The organism is Paludibacterium flexuosum (assembly GCF_037076605.1).
Lineage (GTDB): Bacteria > Pseudomonadota > Gammaproteobacteria > Burkholderiales > Chromobacteriaceae > Paludibacterium.
In genome coordinates this window covers 2627764-2648233 of the sequence record NZ_AP029060.1, presented here as the reverse complement: position 1 = coordinate 2648233, position 20470 = coordinate 2627764, and the positions used below count along the sequence as shown (strand labels likewise).

General features: G+C 58.7%; 18 protein-coding genes. 2 read left to right on the top strand and 16 right to left on the bottom strand.

The features are described 5' to 3' along the window. Positions 1 to 97 precede the first annotated feature (97 nt). The 3 genes from AACH39_RS12580 to AACH39_RS12570 form a co-directional block, all read right to left on the bottom strand. The gene (locus tag AACH39_RS12580; protein WP_338620190.1) at positions 98 to 1231 is read right to left on the bottom strand and encodes an alpha/beta hydrolase; all 1134 of its coding nucleotides are present in this window, start codon (positions 1229 to 1231) and stop codon (positions 98 to 100) included. A gap of 832 nt (positions 1232 to 2063) precedes the next feature. Further along, on the bottom strand, positions 2064 to 2642 hold the full coding sequence (locus AACH39_RS12575) for a hypothetical protein (RefSeq protein WP_338620189.1): 579 nt from the start codon (positions 2640 to 2642) through the stop codon (positions 2064 to 2066). A gap of 234 nt (positions 2643 to 2876) precedes the next feature. Beyond that, positions 2877 to 3398 carry a hypothetical protein gene (locus tag AACH39_RS12570; protein ID WP_338620188.1) on the bottom strand — a complete coding sequence of 174 codons (522 nt, stop codon included), beginning with the start codon at positions 3396 to 3398 and terminating at the stop codon, positions 2877 to 2879. Between the two features lie 713 nt (positions 3399 to 4111). On the opposite strand from AACH39_RS12570, the gene AACH39_RS12565 reads away from it, so the two are divergent. Beyond that, positions 4112 to 4663, top strand: a complete 552-nt coding sequence (locus tag AACH39_RS12565) for a hypothetical protein (RefSeq protein ID WP_338620187.1) — start codon at positions 4112 to 4114, stop codon at positions 4661 to 4663. 55 nt (positions 4664 to 4718) lie between these two features. On the opposite strand, the gene AACH39_RS12560 is transcribed toward AACH39_RS12565, so the two are convergent. From AACH39_RS12560 to AACH39_RS12525, 8 genes are all read right to left on the bottom strand, one after another. Next, complete coding sequence (locus tag AACH39_RS12560; protein WP_338620186.1) at positions 4719 to 4982, bottom strand: hypothetical protein; 264 nt, start codon at positions 4980 to 4982, stop codon at positions 4719 to 4721. 454 nt (positions 4983 to 5436) lie between these two features. Further along, entirely contained in the window at positions 5437 to 6342 is a 906-nt protein-coding gene (locus tag AACH39_RS12555; RefSeq protein ID WP_338620185.1) for an Rpn family recombination-promoting nuclease/putative transposase, read from the bottom strand. A gap of 264 nt (positions 6343 to 6606) precedes the next feature. Continuing rightward, positions 6607 to 7845 carry a hypothetical protein gene (locus AACH39_RS12550; RefSeq protein WP_338620183.1) on the bottom strand — a complete coding sequence of 413 codons (1239 nt, stop codon included), beginning with the start codon at positions 7843 to 7845 and terminating at the stop codon, positions 6607 to 6609. Between the two features lie 701 nt (positions 7846 to 8546). After that, positions 8547 to 9701 carry a hypothetical protein gene (locus tag AACH39_RS12545; RefSeq protein ID WP_338620181.1) on the bottom strand — a complete coding sequence of 385 codons (1155 nt, stop codon included), beginning with the start codon at positions 9699 to 9701 and terminating at the stop codon, positions 8547 to 8549. Between the two features lie 197 nt (positions 9702 to 9898). Then, entirely contained in the window at positions 9899 to 11191 is a 1293-nt protein-coding gene (locus AACH39_RS12540; protein ID WP_338620179.1) for a pyridoxal-phosphate dependent enzyme, read from the bottom strand. Between the two features lie 555 nt (positions 11192 to 11746). Further along, positions 11747 to 12442 carry a PAS domain-containing protein gene (locus AACH39_RS12535; RefSeq protein ID WP_338620178.1) on the bottom strand — a complete coding sequence of 232 codons (696 nt, stop codon included), beginning with the start codon at positions 12440 to 12442 and terminating at the stop codon, positions 11747 to 11749. Between the two features lie 118 nt (positions 12443 to 12560). Beyond that, positions 12561 to 13652 (bottom strand): hypothetical protein, encoded by a 1092-nt coding sequence (locus AACH39_RS12530; RefSeq protein WP_338620176.1) that lies wholly within the window; start codon positions 13650 to 13652, stop codon positions 12561 to 12563. Positions 13653 to 13691: 39 nt separating this feature from the next. Beyond that, on the bottom strand, positions 13692 to 14549 hold the full coding sequence (locus AACH39_RS12525) for a LysR substrate-binding domain-containing protein (protein ID WP_338620174.1): 858 nt from the start codon (positions 14547 to 14549) through the stop codon (positions 13692 to 13694). Positions 14550 to 14671: 122 nt separating this feature from the next. Between AACH39_RS12525 and AACH39_RS12520 the strand changes: the two genes are divergently transcribed. Beyond that, complete coding sequence (locus tag AACH39_RS12520) at positions 14672 to 15085, top strand: nuclear transport factor 2 family protein (protein ID WP_215779135.1); 414 nt, start codon at positions 14672 to 14674, stop codon at positions 15083 to 15085. A 204-nt stretch (positions 15086 to 15289) separates the two neighbouring features. Here AACH39_RS12520 and AACH39_RS12515 read toward each other — a convergent pair whose 3' ends face one another. The 5 genes from AACH39_RS12515 to AACH39_RS12495 all read right to left on the bottom strand — a co-directional run bounded on the left by AACH39_RS12515 (position 15290) and on the right by AACH39_RS12495 (position 20380). Further along, on the bottom strand, positions 15290 to 15685 hold the full coding sequence (locus tag AACH39_RS12515; protein ID WP_215779138.1) for a DUF805 domain-containing protein: 396 nt from the start codon (positions 15683 to 15685) through the stop codon (positions 15290 to 15292). 239 nt (positions 15686 to 15924) lie between these two features. Then, a complete protein-coding gene (locus AACH39_RS12510; RefSeq protein ID WP_338620172.1) occupies positions 15925 to 18102 on the bottom strand; it encodes a TonB-dependent receptor in 2178 nt (725 codons plus the stop codon). Between the two features lie 48 nt (positions 18103 to 18150). Continuing rightward, on the bottom strand, positions 18151 to 18765 hold the full coding sequence (locus tag AACH39_RS12505) for an energy transducer TonB (RefSeq protein ID WP_338620171.1): 615 nt from the start codon (positions 18763 to 18765) through the stop codon (positions 18151 to 18153). A 269-nt stretch (positions 18766 to 19034) separates the two neighbouring features. Then, a complete protein-coding gene (locus AACH39_RS12500; RefSeq protein ID WP_338620170.1) occupies positions 19035 to 19685 on the bottom strand; it encodes a hypothetical protein in 651 nt (216 codons plus the stop codon). Continuing rightward, positions 19685 to 20380, bottom strand: coding sequence for an SHOCT domain-containing protein (locus tag AACH39_RS12495; protein WP_215779146.1), 696 nt, complete (start codon positions 20378 to 20380; stop codon positions 19685 to 19687). Before AACH39_RS12495 ends, AACH39_RS12500 begins: the two co-directional genes overlap by 1 nt. Positions 20381 to 20470: the final 90 nt, after the last annotated feature.

Sequence of the window (20470 nt, the reverse complement as noted above, 5' to 3'; positions counted from 1 at the left end):
CACTAGAAAAGCAGACGTTCAGGAGCATGGAGCTAAACCGGTACATCACTTACCCGGAGCAGCATGTTAGCTTTTGTGATGCGCGTAGATTAATACATCATGCCACATGTATTTCTGCGATAGCGAGGCCTTGCTCGAAATCATTATACATGCCGGATTTTTCCATGATCTGTCCAAGTCTGTATTGTTCGATCGTTATAGACAAATCGGTGCGTGACTTTGGCATAGGTAGTGTGTAGCGGAATCCATCGCAGCAAATCATCGGAAAATCAAAAATTCTTTGATTGTCGTAATATATGGCAAAATTAATCATCTGGGCTTTGTGGTCCGGAAAATTTTTAACCCAAGGCTCATTAAAATCTCTAGGCTCGCCTCTTGAGTCGAATTGTAAAATTCTTAGTTTGTGATCTGGCATGAATACAAACTCCATCAGATGGTCATCATATTCCCAGTCATCTTTGCTAGATTCAGCAACAATTGACTTTATGTAGTTCCTGCTATCATGGGGCGAACTGCCAGATATTTCATACAAACAGTCCAATATCGAACGAAATGTTATCTCATCAATTGACACGGATTTTGGAATTGAGATGTGACTCTTTGCGACACTTTTTGATGCAATATTCATCGAAGTTAGGTCGCTGATGTTTTTTTCTATTATCTTGTCCTCTGTGCCAAATAACACAAATGATTTGCATGGCTTGCCTTTCGCAATTTCAGCCCATGCCTGTCTAATCAATGCAAGTTTTTTGGATTTATACTTAAGTTCACGCGAGGTTTTGCTTGGTGATACCCATCCGAGATACGAACCCCACAATGCGGGGGCTAACAGTATGTGTCCGCGTATTTTGCGATTCCAAGTGTCTGATCTGCTATACAATTCAGTCAATGCCCCCAGCGTTAATACGGACCCCAAGCTGTGAGTAACAAAATAAATTGACTGGTATTTTGTTGCCAGAGATTCCAAAAAAGTGATGTACTCGTCTGACAGGTCTTGAATTGACTTGCTCATCGGGTTAATGACACTGGTTCTGTATGAATATACCAAAATGTCTTTATTTCGGGAGAATGCACTCCCCATAATCATCATTGGAAGACTTCCCCATGTGCCTTCAATATCACCACCAAGCCCGTGCGTGAAAATAATGCATGATGTTGCTATCGACTTTGGCCATTGATAGATGATTCCCGCATCAAATGATAACTTCTCCCTTTCATATGTCGAATACATTTAGACTCTCGCGTAGGTATTTGATATTGGTTTTGATTTTGGTTTTTGTTTTAAAACATAAAAATTAACATTGGCAGTCCAGATTACATCTGGGCACATGCAAAATAGCGCATGGCACTGCCAATACATAAAACGCTCTAACAATCGTCAACCACTTAGATAGCGCCAATGATCGCTCCGGTGGGATTAACTGGAGACTACTTCTGGCCGCTAACAGCCATATCACGAGACCATCGAGCCTGTTTTCAATCTAATACAGCTGCTGCGACCGTTTAATCGCATTAGCTAGTTCCCATGCTTTTTTACGGAGCACAGTTAACCTTTCATTCAGCTCAACGTACCCAGGGTTCCATTCAAAGGCACCATCTTTGTAGCTTTGACCAAGAACGACATCGTTTAATGAGCCGATGCCACCGTATGCGGAAAGACAATACTCGATGCCCGAGTAATCTGAGTTGAGTAAACGCACTCTTGCTTTCCGCATCCAGCTACCCCAGTGAGCGTTTCTGTCGCTTTCGTGAACGGAGGCGAGTTCATCCAACACGTTGATTAGCTCTTGAGTATTTTGGCCCAATTTATAAGTACCTGGCAGTTATTTGGACAGAGCGCTGTTGCAGCTATCTTCCCGGTGAGCGACTGCTTTGTGGAAGAGTTATTCACTGACCGCTCCTAACCGACAGCCAACACACATACCATCCAGTGCCAACGTCCACCCCGACCTAGATCTCATCAGCTAATAAATTTCAACACCAAAAGGTAGCATTCTGACCAAAGCAGATATCATGACATTGTCTCTGGCTTCTGTTTTTACGGGCAACCTGCATTTTAAAACTCAAGGTGCACCCCAAATGATTCCACGCAATTCAAATTTAGATAAATCACCCGCATAATAAGCCATTGACTGCCTGACTTGCACACCCGATAGTCCAGGGTTATTTTGCCTTATAACCCCATAATCCCTGTTGTACTCAGCGCCAGACCAGTTCAAATTTCTATTTGAAAGCTTAAAATTCCCAATGTATTCAATGACACCTTCATGCACATAAAACTTGTAAACAGGCGCTTTAGTTGTAATGAAATATGGATTCAAAATATTGGGGAGCAAATAATACTCACCGGCTGGCAGGGTTAGCGCTCTAACATTACCGTGGAAACCTGAAAAATCAGACTTATCGAACGGAGAGTCAATAACGATGGTCACTCCGTCATATTTCTTTCGATTACTGCCATTCACCAGAGACAGGGACGTGCACATTGCCGCACTTGTTTTTTGTGATTCCGTTGAGAATACAACGACACCCTTCCCTTTCGTGATTGCGTCTATGTTGATTTTCGCCGCTGGCACCGTTGCACATCCAGAAAATAAAATTGGACTTGCTAACAGTACAAATACAGCCAAGAATTTTTTCATGTTGTGTGTTGCGCTTTAAACGCAGCCAATAATGAGGTGATTAGATCCGACATCTCAAACTGCACTTTCTTCCACTGCACCCTCAACCGTGGCGCATTGCCTTCGGCGAATGCACCCTACGCGAGACCTCCCCTACAACCGATTCAGCACCTTATGCAGCCCCACGACCACCGCCATCCGTTAGCTCCCTTGCGATACAGCACACGATGGAAGCCTGCCGGATTCAGCAATCGATCAGTTAACACGGATCTGCTTCTTTATGTGTCCCACTTCCCCATTATCCTTTTTAAAGAAATAGCTTAATTGAAATGGCGATTTCTTGTGATTTCCCTGGCCAAGAGATGGCAAATCGCGAAAGATTTCTAATTCTTCAGACTTAAGTGGGTTATTCGAGAAATCAAACAGAACAAGGATAGATTTTCCATCGTACTTCAACAATTTCTTTATTTCAGACTCATTCGTAATACAACCCAATTTATACGAAGAGCAACCTGGTGTTCTGACAGCAAATTCGACAGCCACATTGTCGATAATAAAATCCAGCCTACCTTTTCCTGTTAATGCTCCAGGTAAGGTTGCTTGTGCTTCTGGCTCGATAGATTTGCCGAAATATCCAAGAAGAAATGTTCTCACCAGCGGAAGTAAGTTTCTTTCTCCCCAATATTCAAGCTGGAGAGATTTTGAGAATGATTGATCGCACAACGAACCGAACAGCAGTTCGAATGCCTCTTGTGTTTTGGTAAGCGTAATGGCCATATTGGTAGTCGTTAATGTTTGACGTAAAAAACTGCCTCAGCAGCAAAGCCAAGAGGGAGATCGGCTAGCGCAGTTTGTAGACATCCCCTCTCGTCGGAGGGGTCAGAGTGGACGCTGCGCGTCGCTACCCTTTGTGCGGTTAGCTTGAGAGCGCCCAGCCTCAAGCCACTGAGCAGGGAGACACCCCACAGACGCTCATCGCTCCGGCTCCAGCAATCGGGGTAGTGATTGGAATGACTGTAGGAAAACAAATGGCTGCGCCAGGTGGCGTCTTCGGCGGGCGGGGTGTGGGCCGTGCTATCCATGTGTTGGCTCTGTGGGCGAAGGTGTGGGCAACGTGGCCGACACGCATATTATCTTTATATGATTTTACAGATCATACATGACTAATGAATTTTGCACATCTGTCTGAATGCGGATGGGGTAGTGGCAAGCCGCAGGGTGCGGGATCAGCCGGCAGGTGGTCGCCGTCTGGTGGTGTGGGGAAAGGCTTGTCTGACCTGTTTTTGCATCCCTCCGCGCTGGTCTGGCGGTCTGTTTGGTGAGGGGGAAGACGCGGGGTTTGGGCTGGATGGGTGTGCCCTGCCTGGCGGTCAGGGTTTGAGCTTGAGCAAGCTTGTTGCCAAATGACTTGGCAACATCAATTCCATTTGTCATGATCCGTGGCGGCTGGCCGTCGGGCCGGTTTTTCTATTCTATAAGCGATCACAACCATGAAATTGCACCCTTTGTGTTTTTCTCTGGCGCTGTCCTTGCTGGCGTTGCATGCTCAGGCGGCTTCGAGCGCAGCTTGTCTGAAGCCGGATGCCCTGCAATCGCAGATGACGCCTGTTGAGCTGTTCCCGGCGGCTGCGGCCTGCATTCAGGATAATGATCTGCCGTCTGCGGTGATGCTGGTCGGGCTGGGCAGTGCTTATGCCAGCTATGACAGTCAGCGTGTCAGTGACCCGACGGCGACGTCAGCCGGCAACGTGGTGCAACGTGCCGCGATGAATACCCTGTCCTCGGAGCAGAAGCAGCAGCTGGGGATGGCGGTGGTGGGCACGATGCGTGATCAGGATAAGCGCACGGCGCTGTGCCAGTCGCTACAGCGGATTGGTGCGCCGACTTACACGCCGACTTACATGATCAATCATGGCCAAGTCGCCATGAGCCAGGCGTTGACCCATAGCACCTCGACGGACTCTGGCCTGAAGCCGGATTTTGATGGTGGCCGTACCTGGGCCATGGTGTTGCAGAACTATATGCACTGTCCGGCCAACTAAGGGCGGCCCATCCCCTCCGGGGGGCTTAACACCCCCCGGCCTCCAGTTGAATGCCCTACTCCGCCAGCAACACCGTGCAACCCGCCAATTGCCGCATGGGCACCGCTCGCGGCAGATACAGCCAGCTGTGGCCATTGACCCTGGCCAATGACCAGTCGAGCCGGCCATCGACGATCAGGCGGCACATGCCGGGTTCGGCCAGCGCTTCACGCGGCGGGCACAGCTCGGAAACCAGCTCAAACAGCGGCATGAACGTTGGTTGGTGAGAACGGCGATTTGTGAAGTGGGACAGGGGTGAATTACCATGCTTGGCAGCCATACTGACTCCTTACTCGAGTTGGTTTGGTTAGCGGGCTCGGGGGTGTTCCAGCACCCCCGGGCCCGCGCCTTTTCACGGCACACGTGCCGCGTCACATACCCTAGCGAAAGCGATGACAGATCGGCAAGTTTGCGCGGTCAGACAGCATGGCGTGTCTTGCGGGACAACAAGGGGCGGCGCGATGTGGGCAGCACGTGGTGGACGGCGCAATTCAAGATTGCGCCCTACCGTAGGACACGTCCACGTAGTACACGTCCACGTAGGACACATTCGCGTAGGGTGCATTCGCCGAAGGCAATGCGCCAATGCAATGCGCCGATGCAATGCGCCGATGCAATGCGCCAATGCAATGCACCGATGCAATGCACCGATGCAATGCGCCAATGCAATGCGCCAATGCAATGCGCCAATGCAACGCGCCAATGCAATGCGCCGATGTCATTTCCAACCGGGTTTATTGCAGGTGCGGTTGCAAATCCTGTGGGCTCAGCCCGCTGTAACGCAATACGGTTGCCAGGTCTAACCCGTCTTTCAGCATGGCCAGTGCCATCTCCAGACGGGTTTCGTTCCGACCCTTCTCCATCCCTTGCTGCATCCCCAGCTCCATCCCTTCCAGTCTCAATTCATCTGCAGCCGTCATGATGTCTCTCTCCTGTTGAGGTGCTTCCTGCACCAGGGTTTGCACAATGTCTTTCGCCAGCCCACCCTTGCTCAGACTCAGCAGGTATTTCAACAACGCCTGCAGCTGATCGTGGGTATGCCACCCCTGCCTGAGCAACTGCCCGAGCTGTCTGACCAGCATCAGCTTGTCGCGCTGGCGGCTGTGTTTCTGCACCAGCTCCAGCAGCGCCATGCGGCGGTGCCGGAGGATGGTGTCGTCGTCGATGACGGTGACATCGATCAACGGAAACGGTTGTTGATAGAGTGCGGTGGCGGTCTCAGGTTCCGCAAACAGGTCAAGCCATCGGGTACTGAAGGGATAGGGGCTACGGCGACCGTGGTAGAACAACATGGGGATGACCAGTGGCAACTGGTGATGTCGCTGATCCAGGTGCTGCTGCATGGCGGCCAGGCTGTACCGCATCAGGCGAAACGCCATCCAGCGGTCAGGCGTCGACTGGTGTTCGATCAGCGCGTAGACATAGCCTGCCTGCCCGGCGGTCTGCAGGGCATAGAGCACGTCACAGCAATGGCTGCGCAGGCCTGGCTCGACGAAGCTGCCGGGGGCGAGCCGCAGGCTGTCGAGATCGCACAGCCGCTGCAGGTTGGGCGGCAGATGAAAGCGCAGAAAGTCGCGGGCGGTGTCCGGGTCGTGCAGAAACTGTTTGAACAACAAGTCGTGCGGCGTGGGAGAGGTCATGCCGTCGCGTCCCTGTGTGATGACTGAAACCGACAACGCTAAGGGCGGTGCAGCGGGTTTGGGAAGCTGGCGTGGTGGGTGACGCGGGTCCAGTGCGGTGGAAACCGGGGGCAGGGCTTTGCGGTGACAGGGTACTGATCATGACAGGACATCCCGCACAGGTGTCCCGTTTGCCCTCCCCGCTCCACGCCGAATGATGCCGCAGGCTGCAGGGGGTACCGTCGTCCACGGCGTCCCCTGCATTTGCGGATGGGTTGTCGGGGGTTAATGTGGCGCGGCGTTCAGGCTCTCGCCACTGAGTGCCTCATCCAGCGCTCTCGGTCTGATCACCAGGATCTTGGTCACCGGATCATAGTGGGCGGTATACCAGCCGGCATCGATGGTGTTGGTCACGATGCGTTCTGCGCCATTGGCCTGGGTCAGCTTCAGGGTGAATTTGCTGGTATTGGCCGGCAAGGTGAAGACGTGCTGGTCGGCCCAGAGAATCTCGCCCTGTGCCGCCGGATCGTCCACCTCGGTATGCACCGGGCACAAATCCTTCCAGTTCACCGTCACGCCCAGACTCCCTCTGCCGTCTTTAATGAATCCGACGCAGTGGCCATTGTTGCGCACGGTGCCGTAAACCTGGAATCCGGTCGCGGACAGGTTGTCGACTCCGCCATAGCTGGACTGGCTGGAGTGGCCTTCCTGAACCAGCACGGAGCTGACATCCACCTGGCACCCCGCCCCGGGTGAATAGGTCCATCTCACCGCACGATCACCCTCGCAATGCCCATTCTGATGGCTGTTGGTGGCGGTTCTGGCGACGATGTTGGTGCTGTCGATCTGTCGTGTCACGGACAGGGTGTAGCGCCCGAGTACCGGGTCGATGGCACGGACCGCGACTTGATAGGTGTAGCGCTTTTTGAAGAGGGCCAGGTTGCGCTTGATCAGTGTCAGTTGGCCCTGCGCCCAGCCATCACTGGCGGCTTTGAACACGTCGGACGGGCAGGAGAAGTGCGCGTTCATTTCTGTGCCGCTGCGCAGTTGGCAGCTGACTTTGTCAAAGGTGAGACTGGCTTCGCTGCTGTTGAGCAGCGATCCGGCGAGTTCCAGTTCGAAACTGCCGCTGCCCTTGAGGATGTAGGCGGGACGGACATGGAAGAGGAACGGGCGTTTGGAGACCCCGGGTACGCGCGACAGTTCAGCACCGGCATCTTTAATGGCCATGTCCAGTTTGTCGAGGTTCTGCGCCAGTTCTCGCTGTGCCGCGGAGGTCGCTGCCGACAGGTTGGCAATGGCATTGGTCTGTGTCTGGTTCAGATCTTTGAAGGTTTTGCCTTCCAGCTCGCTGGCCATGTTATTGAGATTCTGCAGTAGTAACTGGGCGTCGGATGCCACGCGAAAGCTCACGGCGGTGCCAGCCGATTGGGCTTCGGAGATGATGGTCTGCAATTTGGCCTTGATGTCATCCAGAATCGGGCTGACTGCCGCGGAAGCGCCGAAGGCGATGGCCGGACTCACGGCGTCTTTTGCCCAGACGGGGCAAACTGAGGTACCGAGTGTCAGCACGGTGATCAATACTGCACGCATCCAAAGTGAAGCCATTTGCATGGAATTTCTCCTGGCGTTAAGTTTTTGATCTGCTTTAAGAAAATCAACGGTTTCTGTTCGTTATATGAACTTGCTATACGTAATATTCACAGGTAATACAAGTTTTTTCTGATAGCTGTTTCGCCAGACCGTTAAAAATCCTCAGCCTTGTTCATGCCATGCGCCGGGCTGGGGATGGGCACATCATTCGGGCAGGCCAGAAGGTTGGAGAGACGCATTCTGCGTCCGCCATTTGAAGCGGAACGGGATTGACTTGCCCCTCTGCGCGAGGTGTCTTGCTCAGCGCAGGGGATCAGGTTGGCGCAGTTGGGTAAGCAGGAAGTCGACGAATGCCTACGTGGAGGCGGCCCTGCGCCGTCTTCATCGTGTGGTGCATTGCATTGGTGCATTGCATTGATGCATTGCCTTCGGCGAATGCATCCTACGTAGGGCGCAATCTTCCATTGCGCCGTCAACCTTCGGTGCATTGCCTCCGGCGAATGCACCCTACGCGAATGCACCCTACGTGGATGCACCCTACGTGGATGCACCCTACGTGGATGCACCCTACGTGGATGCACCCTACGTGGATGCACCCTACGTGGAGGCACCCTACGTGGAGGCCAGGCCGGTCATGGCGCCAGCATCTTGCCGTAGCGTTCGGCCAGCGGCTTCATCAGTTCATCCTGCCGGCGCTCATAGACAGCCACATAGCCGCTGGACTTGGTACCGAAGTAGGCATCCTGGCTCACAATGCCGTTCATGATCAGCCGCGTCCACCTGGGTTCTTCGGCCTGGACCACGGCTTGCAGATCCTCGAGGTCGCCATAATGCATCATGTAGGCGCCGATCAGGATCTTGACCAGCGCGCTGGCTCTGGTGGGCGGGCTCATCTCCCGGCTCAGCTGGAGCTCTGCCGCTTCGTATTCGGTCCAGAATGCGGCCGGGCGTTCTACATGCGCCGCGGCATAGGCGGCTTTTTGTTTCTCGATGAAGGCATGGGCCTCATCGCGCAGGGCCTGCTCGGACTTATTGAAGACTTCGCTGGAAAATGGCTCGTAGGTATCAAGAAACTCGCTGACCAGCTGTTTTTTCTTTTCCTGGTAGGCGGGGTCAAACAGCCATTTCGCGCCATCCGGTCGGATGGCTTGCAGCAATGCTTGATCCGGAAAGCCTTGCAGAGAGCAGAGCAAGGCCACATCGGACGAGTTATCGGAAATAGGTCCCAGGCTCAGCACTCGCTCGGCGGTACCATGTGCGGGGACGGTGCCGGAGGCCTCGTCGTTGATCGGCTGCCAGGCGCGCGGGGTGTCGTCGAGTTTGATGCGCTCGGCACGCACCCAGTCACCGCCTTTGTCCCGATGCAGCATGGCACGGATCTCTGCCGGCAGGGCCTTGAGGATGTCTTGTTGCGAGCCTTTGAGGACGAAGCCCCAGGTCCAGTAGCGGCCATCCCAGCCCAGATTGTTGTAGTGGTCATAGTAGGACTGGATGGTCAGGCCATTGATCTGGATCGGTCGGGAGAATGCCAGCTGGTTGCTTTTGTCTTCCAGTGCCTTGGGGTTGGCGACTTTGAAGTTGGCGAAGCCCGGCTGGGTGTCGAGCGGCCCCAGGCTGGCCAGATCCGGGGTGTTGGCCAGTTGGGTAAAGAAGCTGCTGTCACAGTGGGCAAAGGTACGCAGCAGGTCGGCCGTCAGGGTGGCGTCGGCCTGGGCGCCGCCGCTCAGCATCAACAGTCCGAGCAGGCCAATCAGCGGTTTGGTCAAGCGATGCAGTGGTTTTTGCATGGTCGTTTTCTTCAGCGCAAGGTGGCAATGAGGGAAGGCTTGCAGGCTGGGTTAATGAAATACATTAGCCTTAACTGATTGTCACACAGACCGCGGAAGGCTGTCGAAAATAAGGGCGGGATGGTCGCTCAGAACGGGGTCAGGTCTTGTATTTTGCATCAAGACGCAAAATACAAGACCTGACCCCGTTGTTTTGCCTATTGGCGGATTTGTTCGATGCTGGCGGTGGCGCCGCCGCAGACGATGATCAGCAGGTGTTGGTAGGGTTGCAGGGCCGGGTGGTTTTGGTAGGCGACGGCGAGGCTGGCGCCGCAGGCGGGTTCGACCAGCAGGCGGTGGTCGTCGAGGAATTGCCGGCAAGCGCTGAGGGCGCTGTCATCGCTGACGACCAGGCTCTGGATGGGGTGGGTTTGGGTGTATTGCCAGGCCCGGTCGCAGACGCGTTTGGCGCCCAGTGAGGTGGCGATGCCGCTGATTTGTTCCAGGGCGATGTGTTCGCCGGCCTGGAGGGCGGCATGCAAGCTGGCGGTGCCTTCGGTTTCGACGGCCAGTACGGGGATGTCATGCCAGCCGTTGCGCTGCAGGCCTTCGATGACGCCACACAGGAGTCCGCCACCGCCAACCGACAGCACGATGGCATCGGGGCGCAGGCCGCTTTGTGCGACTTCATCGATCATCGTGGCATGGCCTTGCCACAGCAGCGGGTCGTCGAAGGGGTGCAGGAAGGCGTCGTGTTCGCCGAGCAGGGATTGGGCGTGTTCGTTGGCTTCTTGCCAGGAGGCGCCATGCACGATGACTTGGGCGTTTTCCTGGCGCAGTAGTTGTTTGGCGCGTTCGCTGGTGGTTTGCGGTACCACGACGGTGACGGGGACGCCCAGTTGCCGTCCGGCATAGGCGACAGCCAGGCCGGCATTGCCGCCGGAGGAGGAGATAAAGCGTTGTGCACCACGGGCACGGTAGGTTTGGCAGGCGTGGCCGATGCCGCGCAGTTTGAACGAGCCCGGGGGTTGCAGGGCTTCGAGTTTGAGCCAGACCGTGCGTCCGGCGGCTTCGCTCAAGGGGCGTGATGCGTAGTGCGGGGTGGCGATGTGCAGCGGCATGGGGGTGCTCCGTGGTGCGGGGTGGTAGGCCTGGACTTCGATTTCGACATCCAGGTCGAAGGCCAGTCGGCTGCTGACGACGGATCTGGCCGGCAATCCCCGGGGAAAGTAGTGGCGGTAGGCCTGGTTGAAGGCAGCGAAGTGTTGCATGTCGGAGAGCCAGACGCTGACTTTGACCACGGCATCCAGGTCGGTCCCGCAATGCTGCAGGGTGCGCTGGATGGCTTGCATGATGTGGTGGGTCTGGCTGGCCACGTCGCCCGGCAGGGGTTCGCCGCGGTCGTTTATGGCGACCTGGCCGGAGAGAAACAGAAAATCCCCCGCTGCCACGGCACGGGCAAAGGGGAACGGCAGCTCGCTGGGATAGCGCTGGATATCGGTTGCCGGCATGTCGGTCCTTCCTTGTAGGGCGCAATCTTCTATTGCGCCGTCATCCGGTATTGCTTCGGTGCATTGCATTGGCGCATTGCCTCCGGCGAATGCACCCTACGCGAATGCACCCTACATGGATGCGCCCGACGTGAATGCACCGTTGGCGGATGTGCCGTTGGCGGCGGCACGGGCAATCCGTAGGGCGCAATCATCAATTGCGCCGTCATCCGGTATTGCTTCGGTGCATTGCTTCGGTGCATTGCCTCCGGCGAATGCACCCTACATGAATGCGCCCTACGTGAATGCTCCGTTGGCGGATGTGCCGTTGGCGACGGCACGGGCAATCCGTAGGGCGCAATCTTCAATTGCGCCGTCATCCGGTATTGCTGCGGTGCATTGCTTCGGTGCATTGCATTGGCGCATTGCATTGGCGCATTGCCTCCGGCGAATGCACCCTACGCGAATGCACCCTACGCGAATGCACCCTACGCGAATGCGCCCTACGCGAATGCACCCTACGTGAATGCGCCCTACGTGAATGCACCGTTGGCGGATGTGCCGTTGGCGGCGGCATTACTCTGGGCGGCGGATGGCTTCCAGATAGTTGTAGATGGTGTAGCGCGTGACGCCGAGGGCGGCGGCGGCTTTTTCGATGCCGCCTTTGACGATGAACAGGCCGCGCTCCTGCATTTGCCGGACGGCAGCCAGCTTGGCTTGTTTGTTCATCGGTCGGCCGCTGCCGCAGGCTTCGCCCAGTGCGCTCTGGATGATGTCGTTCATCATCAGCGCCATATCGGCCGGTTCGTCGGTGCTTGGTTCTGCCTGCGGGGCATCGCCCAGCAGTTGGGCCAGGCAGGCCTGGGCGGTGCGGATGCCGCTGAGGTCGGCGTTGATGCACAGGCTGGCAAAGGGCTGGCCCTGGGCGTCACGGTAGACGGCGGTGGCGCTGCGCAGGGTTTTGCCGTTGGCGCCGGTGGTGTCATAGGCCGGGGTAACGACGGGCTGGCCGGGTGCCTGCGGGTCGGGGGCTTGCTGTACTGCGGCGAAGCCCTGGTCATGGTGCAGGCCTGCCAGCACCGGACTGCCGATGCGGCGGCCTGTGACGTGGCCGTTGACGATGGCGACGACCGATTTTTCCGGTTGGCTCAGGTCGTGCAGTACCAGCTCGGTATGCTTGCCCACGACGCTGCCCATGGCTTGCAGTGCGGCTTTCAGTACGCTGAAGACCAGTTGCCGTTCGGCCTGGGTTTCCTGCTTGGGCTCACTCACAAGGCATCCTGTTCTGCGTTGCTCGACATGCTGTCCAGCATATCAACCATTTGTTGATATTTCAACATTGTGTTGATTTTTGTCGGGCCGGGTGTGGGGCAAAGGTGTCGTGCAGCAATCAGTCTGCGCGGGGGCTCAGCGGGCCATCGACCTGGATCCGCACGGTGAGGACGGTGAATCCGCCGCTGGGGGCTTCGCTGTCAGGTGTCGGAACCGGCGGCGGCAGGCGCGGACCGGCAGGTATTGCCGTCATTTGCAGCCAGCGCTCCAGGCCGCTCATCTGCAGTCCTTTGCTGAGCAATGCGCGGACGATGGTGCGCAAGGGGGAGATCTGGCCGAGGTCGTAACGGGCGTAGACCTCGCGCGGGATGGTGCGTTGGGTCTGGCTGGCAAAGCGATTGAGGTTGGGTTGCCGAGTGCAGTACTGGATCAGGTCGCGGACCAGGTGGTCCCAGTCGGTCGCCGCGCCCGGGGGGTTCAGGGGGTGTCCGGCATAGTGGGTGGGCAGGCCGAGTCCGGTCATGGCCAGGATGGCTTCGGCCAGATGCAGCATCGGTCCTTGCCCGGCATGCAGTTGGCTGGGCCAGAGGAGCTGGTAGGGCAAGGTGCGGGGCAGTTTGCCAAGCGGGATCAACAGGTAGCGGGCATAGGGTTTGAGTCCGGGGGTTTGTGGTGTGGCGCCGAGATCGTATTGCGCGTGTGCCGGGTTGATCGGGGCGGCGGTGCTGCCGCTGTCTCTGGTCACGCGCAAGGGGGCGCAGCAGGCCTCCAGCAGGTTGCGTTCTTTCAGAGTGGAGGTGTCATGGGGCGGATCCAGGGCATCGGGCCGTTGGCAGCATTTGGCCTGCAATAGCGCGGCGCGTTCGCTGATGGTGGTTTGTTGTTGGTTGACGACCTGCACCAGCAGCAACAAGTCGGCCAGTTCGACGCTGACGGTGTGGGGTGCCGGGCTGCCCGGCAGCTGATAGTGGCTGTGTGCCTGAGGGTATTGGTCTATCCACTGTGAGCTGACGGTGACGTGGCCGTTGCGGCATTGTTTCGCCACATGGCTGGCCAGCCAGCGTGCCAGGTAGTTGATACGGCGTTGCGAGTGCATGTCGCTCAGATGCCAGCGTTCGACCTGGCGGGTGCCGATCCTGTGGCGCTCTCGTTCGACGTATTCCCACAGTCGCCAGCCATAGAGGGTGTGTCGGGCAATATTTTTCATCATGGTTGATGTGGCTTTCTGCTGTGTCTCCCCTGCCCTGTCTTACCCGGCCAGACTTTGCAGGGCGGCGCTCAGTTGTTGCAGTCCGGGCTGGTCTCGGCGTGCTTCGGGGATGACCAGGTAGTAGTGCTGGTCGCGGGTGGCGAGGGTGGCAAAGGGCATGACGAGTTCGCCGCGGGCAAGGGCTTCTTGCGACAGGCGAGGGTCGCCGAGGGCGATGCCGTAGCCAAGGGCAGCGGCGCTGGTGGCGCTGTCGAGGCTGTCGAAGATCAGGCTTTGTCCGGGCAGTGTGCCGCTGCCGAATTGCTGCCACCAGGTTTGCCATTCATGGTGGTCGGCGTCGGCGTGGATCAGGCAGTGTGGCTGCAGGTCGGCGGGTTGTTTCAGGTCGCGCGCCAGGTCGGGGCTGCACATTGGGGTGAGGTGTTCGGCGAACAGGCGCTGGGCGTGCAGGCCAGGCCACGGGCCGTGGCCGCGTACGATCATGGCGTCGGGTTCGCGCTGGCTGAAGTCGGGCTGGTCGTGCACGGAGGTCGTGATGTCAAGGCGGAGACCGGGCAGTTGTTGTTGCAGGCTGGCCTGGCGCGGCAGGAACCAGCGCAGGGCCAGGGTGGAGGGTAAACGCAGGCGCAGGGTTTCTGGTTGCTGGCGGCTGAGTACGGCAAAGGCGGCCAGTTCGCTCAGGGCGCGTTGTGCCAGTGGCAGGAGGGCTTCACCATCGGCGGTCAGGTGCATGCCTTCGGGGCTGCGGGTAAACAGGCTGCGCTGGTAGTGCTGTTCCAGTTGCTGGATTTGCCGGCTGACGGCGCCCTGGGTGCGGTAGAGCTGGCTGGCGGCGCGTGACAGGCTGCCGAGCCGGGCCACGGCGAGGAAGGCTTGCAGGCTCATCGTCGAGGGCATGGGCTTGAGCAGTTCGCCAAGGGGGTATGCAGGGTCTGCATGGCCCCCTTGTGTTTTTTTCGATTTCGCGGGCATGGCGGCTTGGCTAGGCTGGGGCTTTCGGTTGAACAAGGAGTCTGTCTATGTCTGCACTCGATCCGGCCCGGCTTGCCGGGGTACTGAAAGACTACCTGCGCGAGCTGGCTCTCGGCAATGTCGACGCGGTGCTGGCGTTGTTTGCGCCACAGGCGCGGATTTACTCACCGCTGCTGGGCTGGGTGAGTCCGGCGCCGTTTTATCGTCAGTTGGCGGCGGCCTCGGGCAATAGCCGTATCACGCTGCGGGATATTGGTCTGAGTGTGCAGGGGGCACCGCGCGCCATGGCTTATTTTCGTTATGACTGGGTGTTGAAGGATGGCTGTGAGGTCAGTTTTGATTGTGTGGATGTGTTTGATTTCGACCCGGACGGGCTGATCGGGCAGATGGTGATCGTGTATGACACGTACCCGATCCGGGGGGATCTGGGGGATCGCTTTCAGCTGGCCGGGGAGGCTTGAGGCGGGATGGGGGCATTGGCATGGGTGCATGCATTGGCGCATTGCATCGGTGCATTGCATCGGTGCATTGCATCGGTGCATTGCATCGGTGCATTGCCTTCGGCGAATGCACCCTACGCGAATGCACCCTACGCGAATGCACCCTACGATTGTAGGGCGCAATCGTTCATTGCGCCGTTCGCCGTCGGGGCATGGCATGGGTCTTCAGGCGTGCTTGAGTTTGCCGTAGTGGTTGTCGCCATCGCTGCCTGGTGCCAGCAGGATGTATAGAAACACCAGCCCGCCGACATAGGGGATCAGGTTCAGGACAACGTGCCAGCCGGATCGATCCAGATCATGCCAGCGTCGGACATGCAGGCTGAGGGAGGCCAGGATGGAGGGTACCGCCACCAGGGTCATGAGTCCCCACACCAGGGTGTCACTGCCAGCCAGGTGCCCAAGCGCGAAGATGATGCCGTACATCAGCAGGTTGAATGCGGCCAGACCGAGCAGGCGGATGAGCAGCTGTCCCCGGTTTAATCTGCCCTGGAAGGTAAACAGCAGGGTGGATAGCCGCTTGGGCTTGGTAAGAGGGTTAGTGTTGTCCATGGGTTGATACATCTTGTTCTCCGAGTGAAGGTGGGGGTGAGGTGCTGTCGGCGCTCTTGGCTGGCGCATAATTCATTTGACATATTACCAGTAAACCACCCATCACACCTCATCGGAGAACGGCGCAATCGTTCATTGCGCCGTTCGCCGTCGGGGCATGGCATGGGCGCATTGCCTTCGGCGAATGCACCATCGGCGCATTGCATCGGCGATGGCACCATCGGTGCATTGCCGGAGGCGAATGCACCCTACTAGAACGTGTAATTCACCGCGGTATACAGCGATCGGGCCGGTCCTGGCACGCCGACGCCCCAGGGGATGCCGTTGATGCTCATGGTTCTACCCTGGCCGGTGTAGGTGCCGCCGAGCGGTTGGGTATAGAAGTGGTTGAGCAGGTTGTCGATGCCCATGTCCAGGGTGAGGTGGTGCCACTGGTAGCGGGTATGCAGGTTGAGCAGGCCATAGCCCGGGGTCTGGATTTCATTGCGCACGGCCGAGACATTGCGTTTGGCGCTCACCACTTGCCATTCCAGTGTGTTTTGCCAGCCGGCCAGGCGCTGTTCGAGGCTGAACAGGCCGTTGAACGGCATGATGTTGTACAGGTTGTCGCCAGTGCTCAGGTTTTTGCCACGGGTGTAGTCGAGCTTGCCGTTCAGACGCCACTGGCCGTAGGCCGCATGGTCGGCCAGGGTCAGTTCGGCGCTGAGGTCCATGCCGTAGAGTTCGGCATTCTGGTTGATGTATTGCAGGGTGATGAACTGGTTGGTGCTGGTGCTGCTGATGCGGCGGGCGTCGATGTAGTTTTCGACGTAGCTGTAGAACGGGGCCAGGCGCAGTTGCCAGCGGCGTTGTTCAGCGTCATGCCAGTTGGCGGTGAAGCCGAGGTTGTGGGCCACTTCGGGTTTGAGGTTGAGGTTGCCGACGTAGCCGTTACCATCGCCGACGAAGTTGTTCATCACCGCCGCCATGGCAAAGCTTGACCAGGTGTAGCGCTCGTACAGGTTGGGGGAACGGGTCTTGCGGGCATAGGCCAGTTCGTAGTTGGCACGGTTGTCGGGCTGGTAGCGCAGCGCGGCGGACAGGTCGATGTTGCGGTCGATCTGTTGGTGCGGCTGAGTGTTGAAGGCGTTGGCATGGCCGATATAGGCAATGCCGGTATTGTAGCCTTGCACGTTGCCGGCATTGCTGTTGACGGTGCTGTAGCGCAGGCCAAGGTCGCTCTGCCAGGCGGGGTTGAACTGGTGTTGCCACTGGGCAAAGGCATCGAGACGGTTGCGCTGGCCGTTGTTGATGTTCCAGAAGGTGTTCGGGGACATCCCGCCGGTCCCGGAGGGCGGCCACCAGTCGTCCAGACGGTAGTGCTGCCATTCGCCGCCGAGTTTGACGGTGTCGGCGAGGCCGACCGGCAGGCTGGCCTGCAGGTTGAGGCCCTGGGTATGGCTGGCAGTTTCCATCGGCATGCCGGGGGCGCTGCCATATTGATATTGCTTGTCGTCGCCGAACTGCATGCTGTGGCGCACGTACTGGTTGTACAGCCGGGCGTCCAGCTCACCCCAGTCGTATTGCTGTTGCAGGTGCAGGACGAATTGCTCGGCATGGTTGTTGGTCATGTCCATGCGCTGGTTGGGGAAGCCTTCGTAGGGGCTGTGCTGGCTGCTGATGGTCAGGTCCCACTGGCTGCGTGCCTGGTGGCCGGCCAGGGTCAGCGACTGGTTGGTGACCTGGTAGGCGGAGGAACCAACGGTGTCGCCGTTAAGCCAGTTTTGTCCGCTGGCAGCCGGGCCGGCGGCCTTGAAGTTGCGCGCGGCGATGTAGTTGTCGGCGCGGGCGGTGCTACCGCTATAACCCAGGCTGAGGTGGTCGTTGGCGACCTGGGCGCTGGCATGGCTGCCGTAGCCGTTGCCGTTGCTCTGCCACCAGGCGCCGAGCTCACCCTGGCTGACGGTGGCGCTGCTGTCGGAGAACAGCGGGGCGACCGGGTTCATGACGATGACGCCGCCGATGTTGTCGCCGCCCAGGCTGACCGGTGCGGTGGACGGGTAGGCGGTGGCGTTGCTGACCTGGTGCGGGTCCACGTAGGACAGCGGCGAGTTCATGTGGTTGGGGCAGGAGGCGTTCAGGGCCACGCCGTTGTGCTGTACCTGCAGGCGGTCGTCGGCCAGGCCGTGTTGGACTGGCAGGGCGGAGAAGCCGCCGGCAGGGTGCAGGCTGATGCCGGGCAGATCGCGCAGCAGCTGGCTGGCGTCCGGGCTCTGTGCCTGGTGCTGGTTGAGTTTGTCGGCTTTGACTGTCTGGCCTTGCTGGTCAATGGCGCTGTCTTCGACGTGCACGGTGGGCAGGGTGGTGCTGTCGGCCGCCCAGCTGCCGCTCTGGGTCAGGCAGGCCAGCGCCAGGCTGACGGCCAGGGGTAATGGTTTTGTTGTTGTCATTCACTCTCTCCACATCGTTGGGCCTCGGGCCCTTGTTATTGGCAGCGCTCAGGGGCGCTGCAGGGAAAACTGCACGGGCACCATGACCTCGTCGTCGACGGGTTGGCCATGGCGGCGTGCCGGAAAAAATTGCCAGTCGTGTACGGCCGCCAGGGCGGCGTTGTCGAGCCGGGGAAAGCCGCTGCTGCGGGCGAGTTCGACCTGCAGGGCCTGGCCGTTGCGGCTGACGCGCACGCGCAGCAGGACGGTGCCCTGCTCGCGGTGGCTGCGTGACCACAGTGGGTAGGGAGGCTGGGCCAGCATGCGGTAGGCCGGGGGCTGGTCGTCGGCCGGGTCGGCAGGGCTGGCTGCCGGGGCGCTCGGCGCGGTGGCGGCGGGCGCGGGGGATGCGCGGTTGGCCTCGGCGCTGGCGCGCCGTACCGGGGTGACGCTGACGGCAGGGGGATGTGCGCTGTGCCGGGCGGGTCGGGCCGGCGGGGTGGCGGCACGGGACCGGGGCGGCGGCGGGCTGGGCGCGACGGTTTGCGGCCGGGCCGGGGTTTGCAGGCGGATGCTCAGCGGCGCGCTGCTGACGCTGCCCTGCCCGCCTGTGGCATGCGGCCGGCTCAGGGTGGCGATCAGCAGCAAGTGCAGCAGTGCTGACAGCAGAAGGAGGTAGTGCAAGCGCCGGCCTGGGGGGGATGGCCAGGCCACGGCTTGTAAGGTGTTGGGCCTGCCCATGCGATATTCATTATTGTTACGCGTCAGGCAGGGAAATTAGAACAAATACATATTTTGTGGAATGTGACAAATTGTCGCGCTGTGTGTGCAGATGTGTCGGCGCGAGAACGGGGTCCGAGAACGGGGTCAGGTCTTGTATTTTGCGTCGGGATGCAAAATACAAGACCTGACCCCGTTCTACCGTTCTAGGCGCCGCGTGTGGCGACGCCCTCTCAGGGTTTGGTTTTGTTCAGGGTGCGCAGTTTGGCGGCGTATTCGTCGTCGTCGAGGACGCCTTCGTCGTGCAGGGCTTCCAGGGCTTGTCGGGCGGCCTGCAGGTCGGGTTTGTTGCCGCTGCCGATGTCGGGGGGAAGTGGCAGCTGGATAAGGCGAGTGGGGGCGAGGATGGTCTGCCAGCCGCTGGCCGCCGGGTTTTCGACCCAGGTCAGGATGGCTACCGGCATGGTGGCGGGTTGTTGTCGGGTGTCGCAGGGGCCGGCACGCAGGACGGCCCAGCCGGTTTGATCGAGGTGTCGGGCGGCGGCGTTGATCAGTACCGGGTGTTGTCGGGCGTAGGCCGGGTCGAGGGCGGCGGCAATCTGGCGGGTGAAGGTTTGGTCGTTCTGGCCGGTGCCGCGCCCGCGCAGGCTGTCTTCGTTGCTGAGCTGGCGGGCGCTGTACAGCATTTGCCGGTAGGCGAGGTCGAGGGTGCTTTCGTCGTAGCTGACGCCTTCGGTGGCCGGGTTGTATCTCAGGTTGTCACTAACGGTACCGACAAACCGGTCGAAGGACTGGTTGACGGCCTGGTCGACGCTCATGCTGGCGCAGCCGCCGAGCAGCAGGCAGGCCATGAGGATGGCCGCGGGGCGGCAGCGCCGGCGCATTAGTAGCTCTCCAGTAATTGCTTCTTCTTTTGTTCGTATTCTTTCTTGGTCAGGACGCCGCTCTTGTAGAGTTCGTACAGGCTCTTGAGTTTGTCGGCATTGCTGCTGGTCTTGCCCGCCGGGGCGGCAACGGCATTGTCCTGCACGCCATGCTGGCTCTTGTAGGTGATATTGAAAACCGTGGCCATGGGGTACCACTTTTCGCCGCGCCAGCCGATGCTGCCGATGAACAGGATCGGCACTTCGTAGCCGGCATAGCCTTTGCCATCGACGTTGTAGCCGGCGCGGGTGATGACCCAGCCGTTGTTGGCGGCAAACAGCCGGGCGGCGGCCAGCGTGCCACCGTTGGCCTGGGCATAGTCGGCGGCGACGTAGCGGTCGGTGGTGTTGATGTAGTTCTCGGGATAGGCAACGGTCATGGGGCCCCAGATCCCCATCAGGCCGGTTTCGTTGCTGACGGCATTCAGGTAGCTGTTGTAGTAGGCCTGTATCTGGTTGATGTCGTAGTGGATGGCATTGGAGTACGGGTCGTATTTGACCGAGTTCTGCACGTTTTTCAGCAGGATCTGGTAGTTGCGTGTCACGGAGGCGTCAAACGACTCTTCATCCTGGGTGGTGGCACAGCCCGTCAGTCCGGCCAGCAGGCCGAACAGGCAAAGCAGTTTCATCAAGCGCAGCATGGTGCTCTGTCGCATGGCTTGCTCCTGTGTGGTGGACAGTTCAAGGCTAGCAGAGCGCCTCTGTCGGGCTTTGATTTACGGCAATACATATCATCTTGTTTTTAT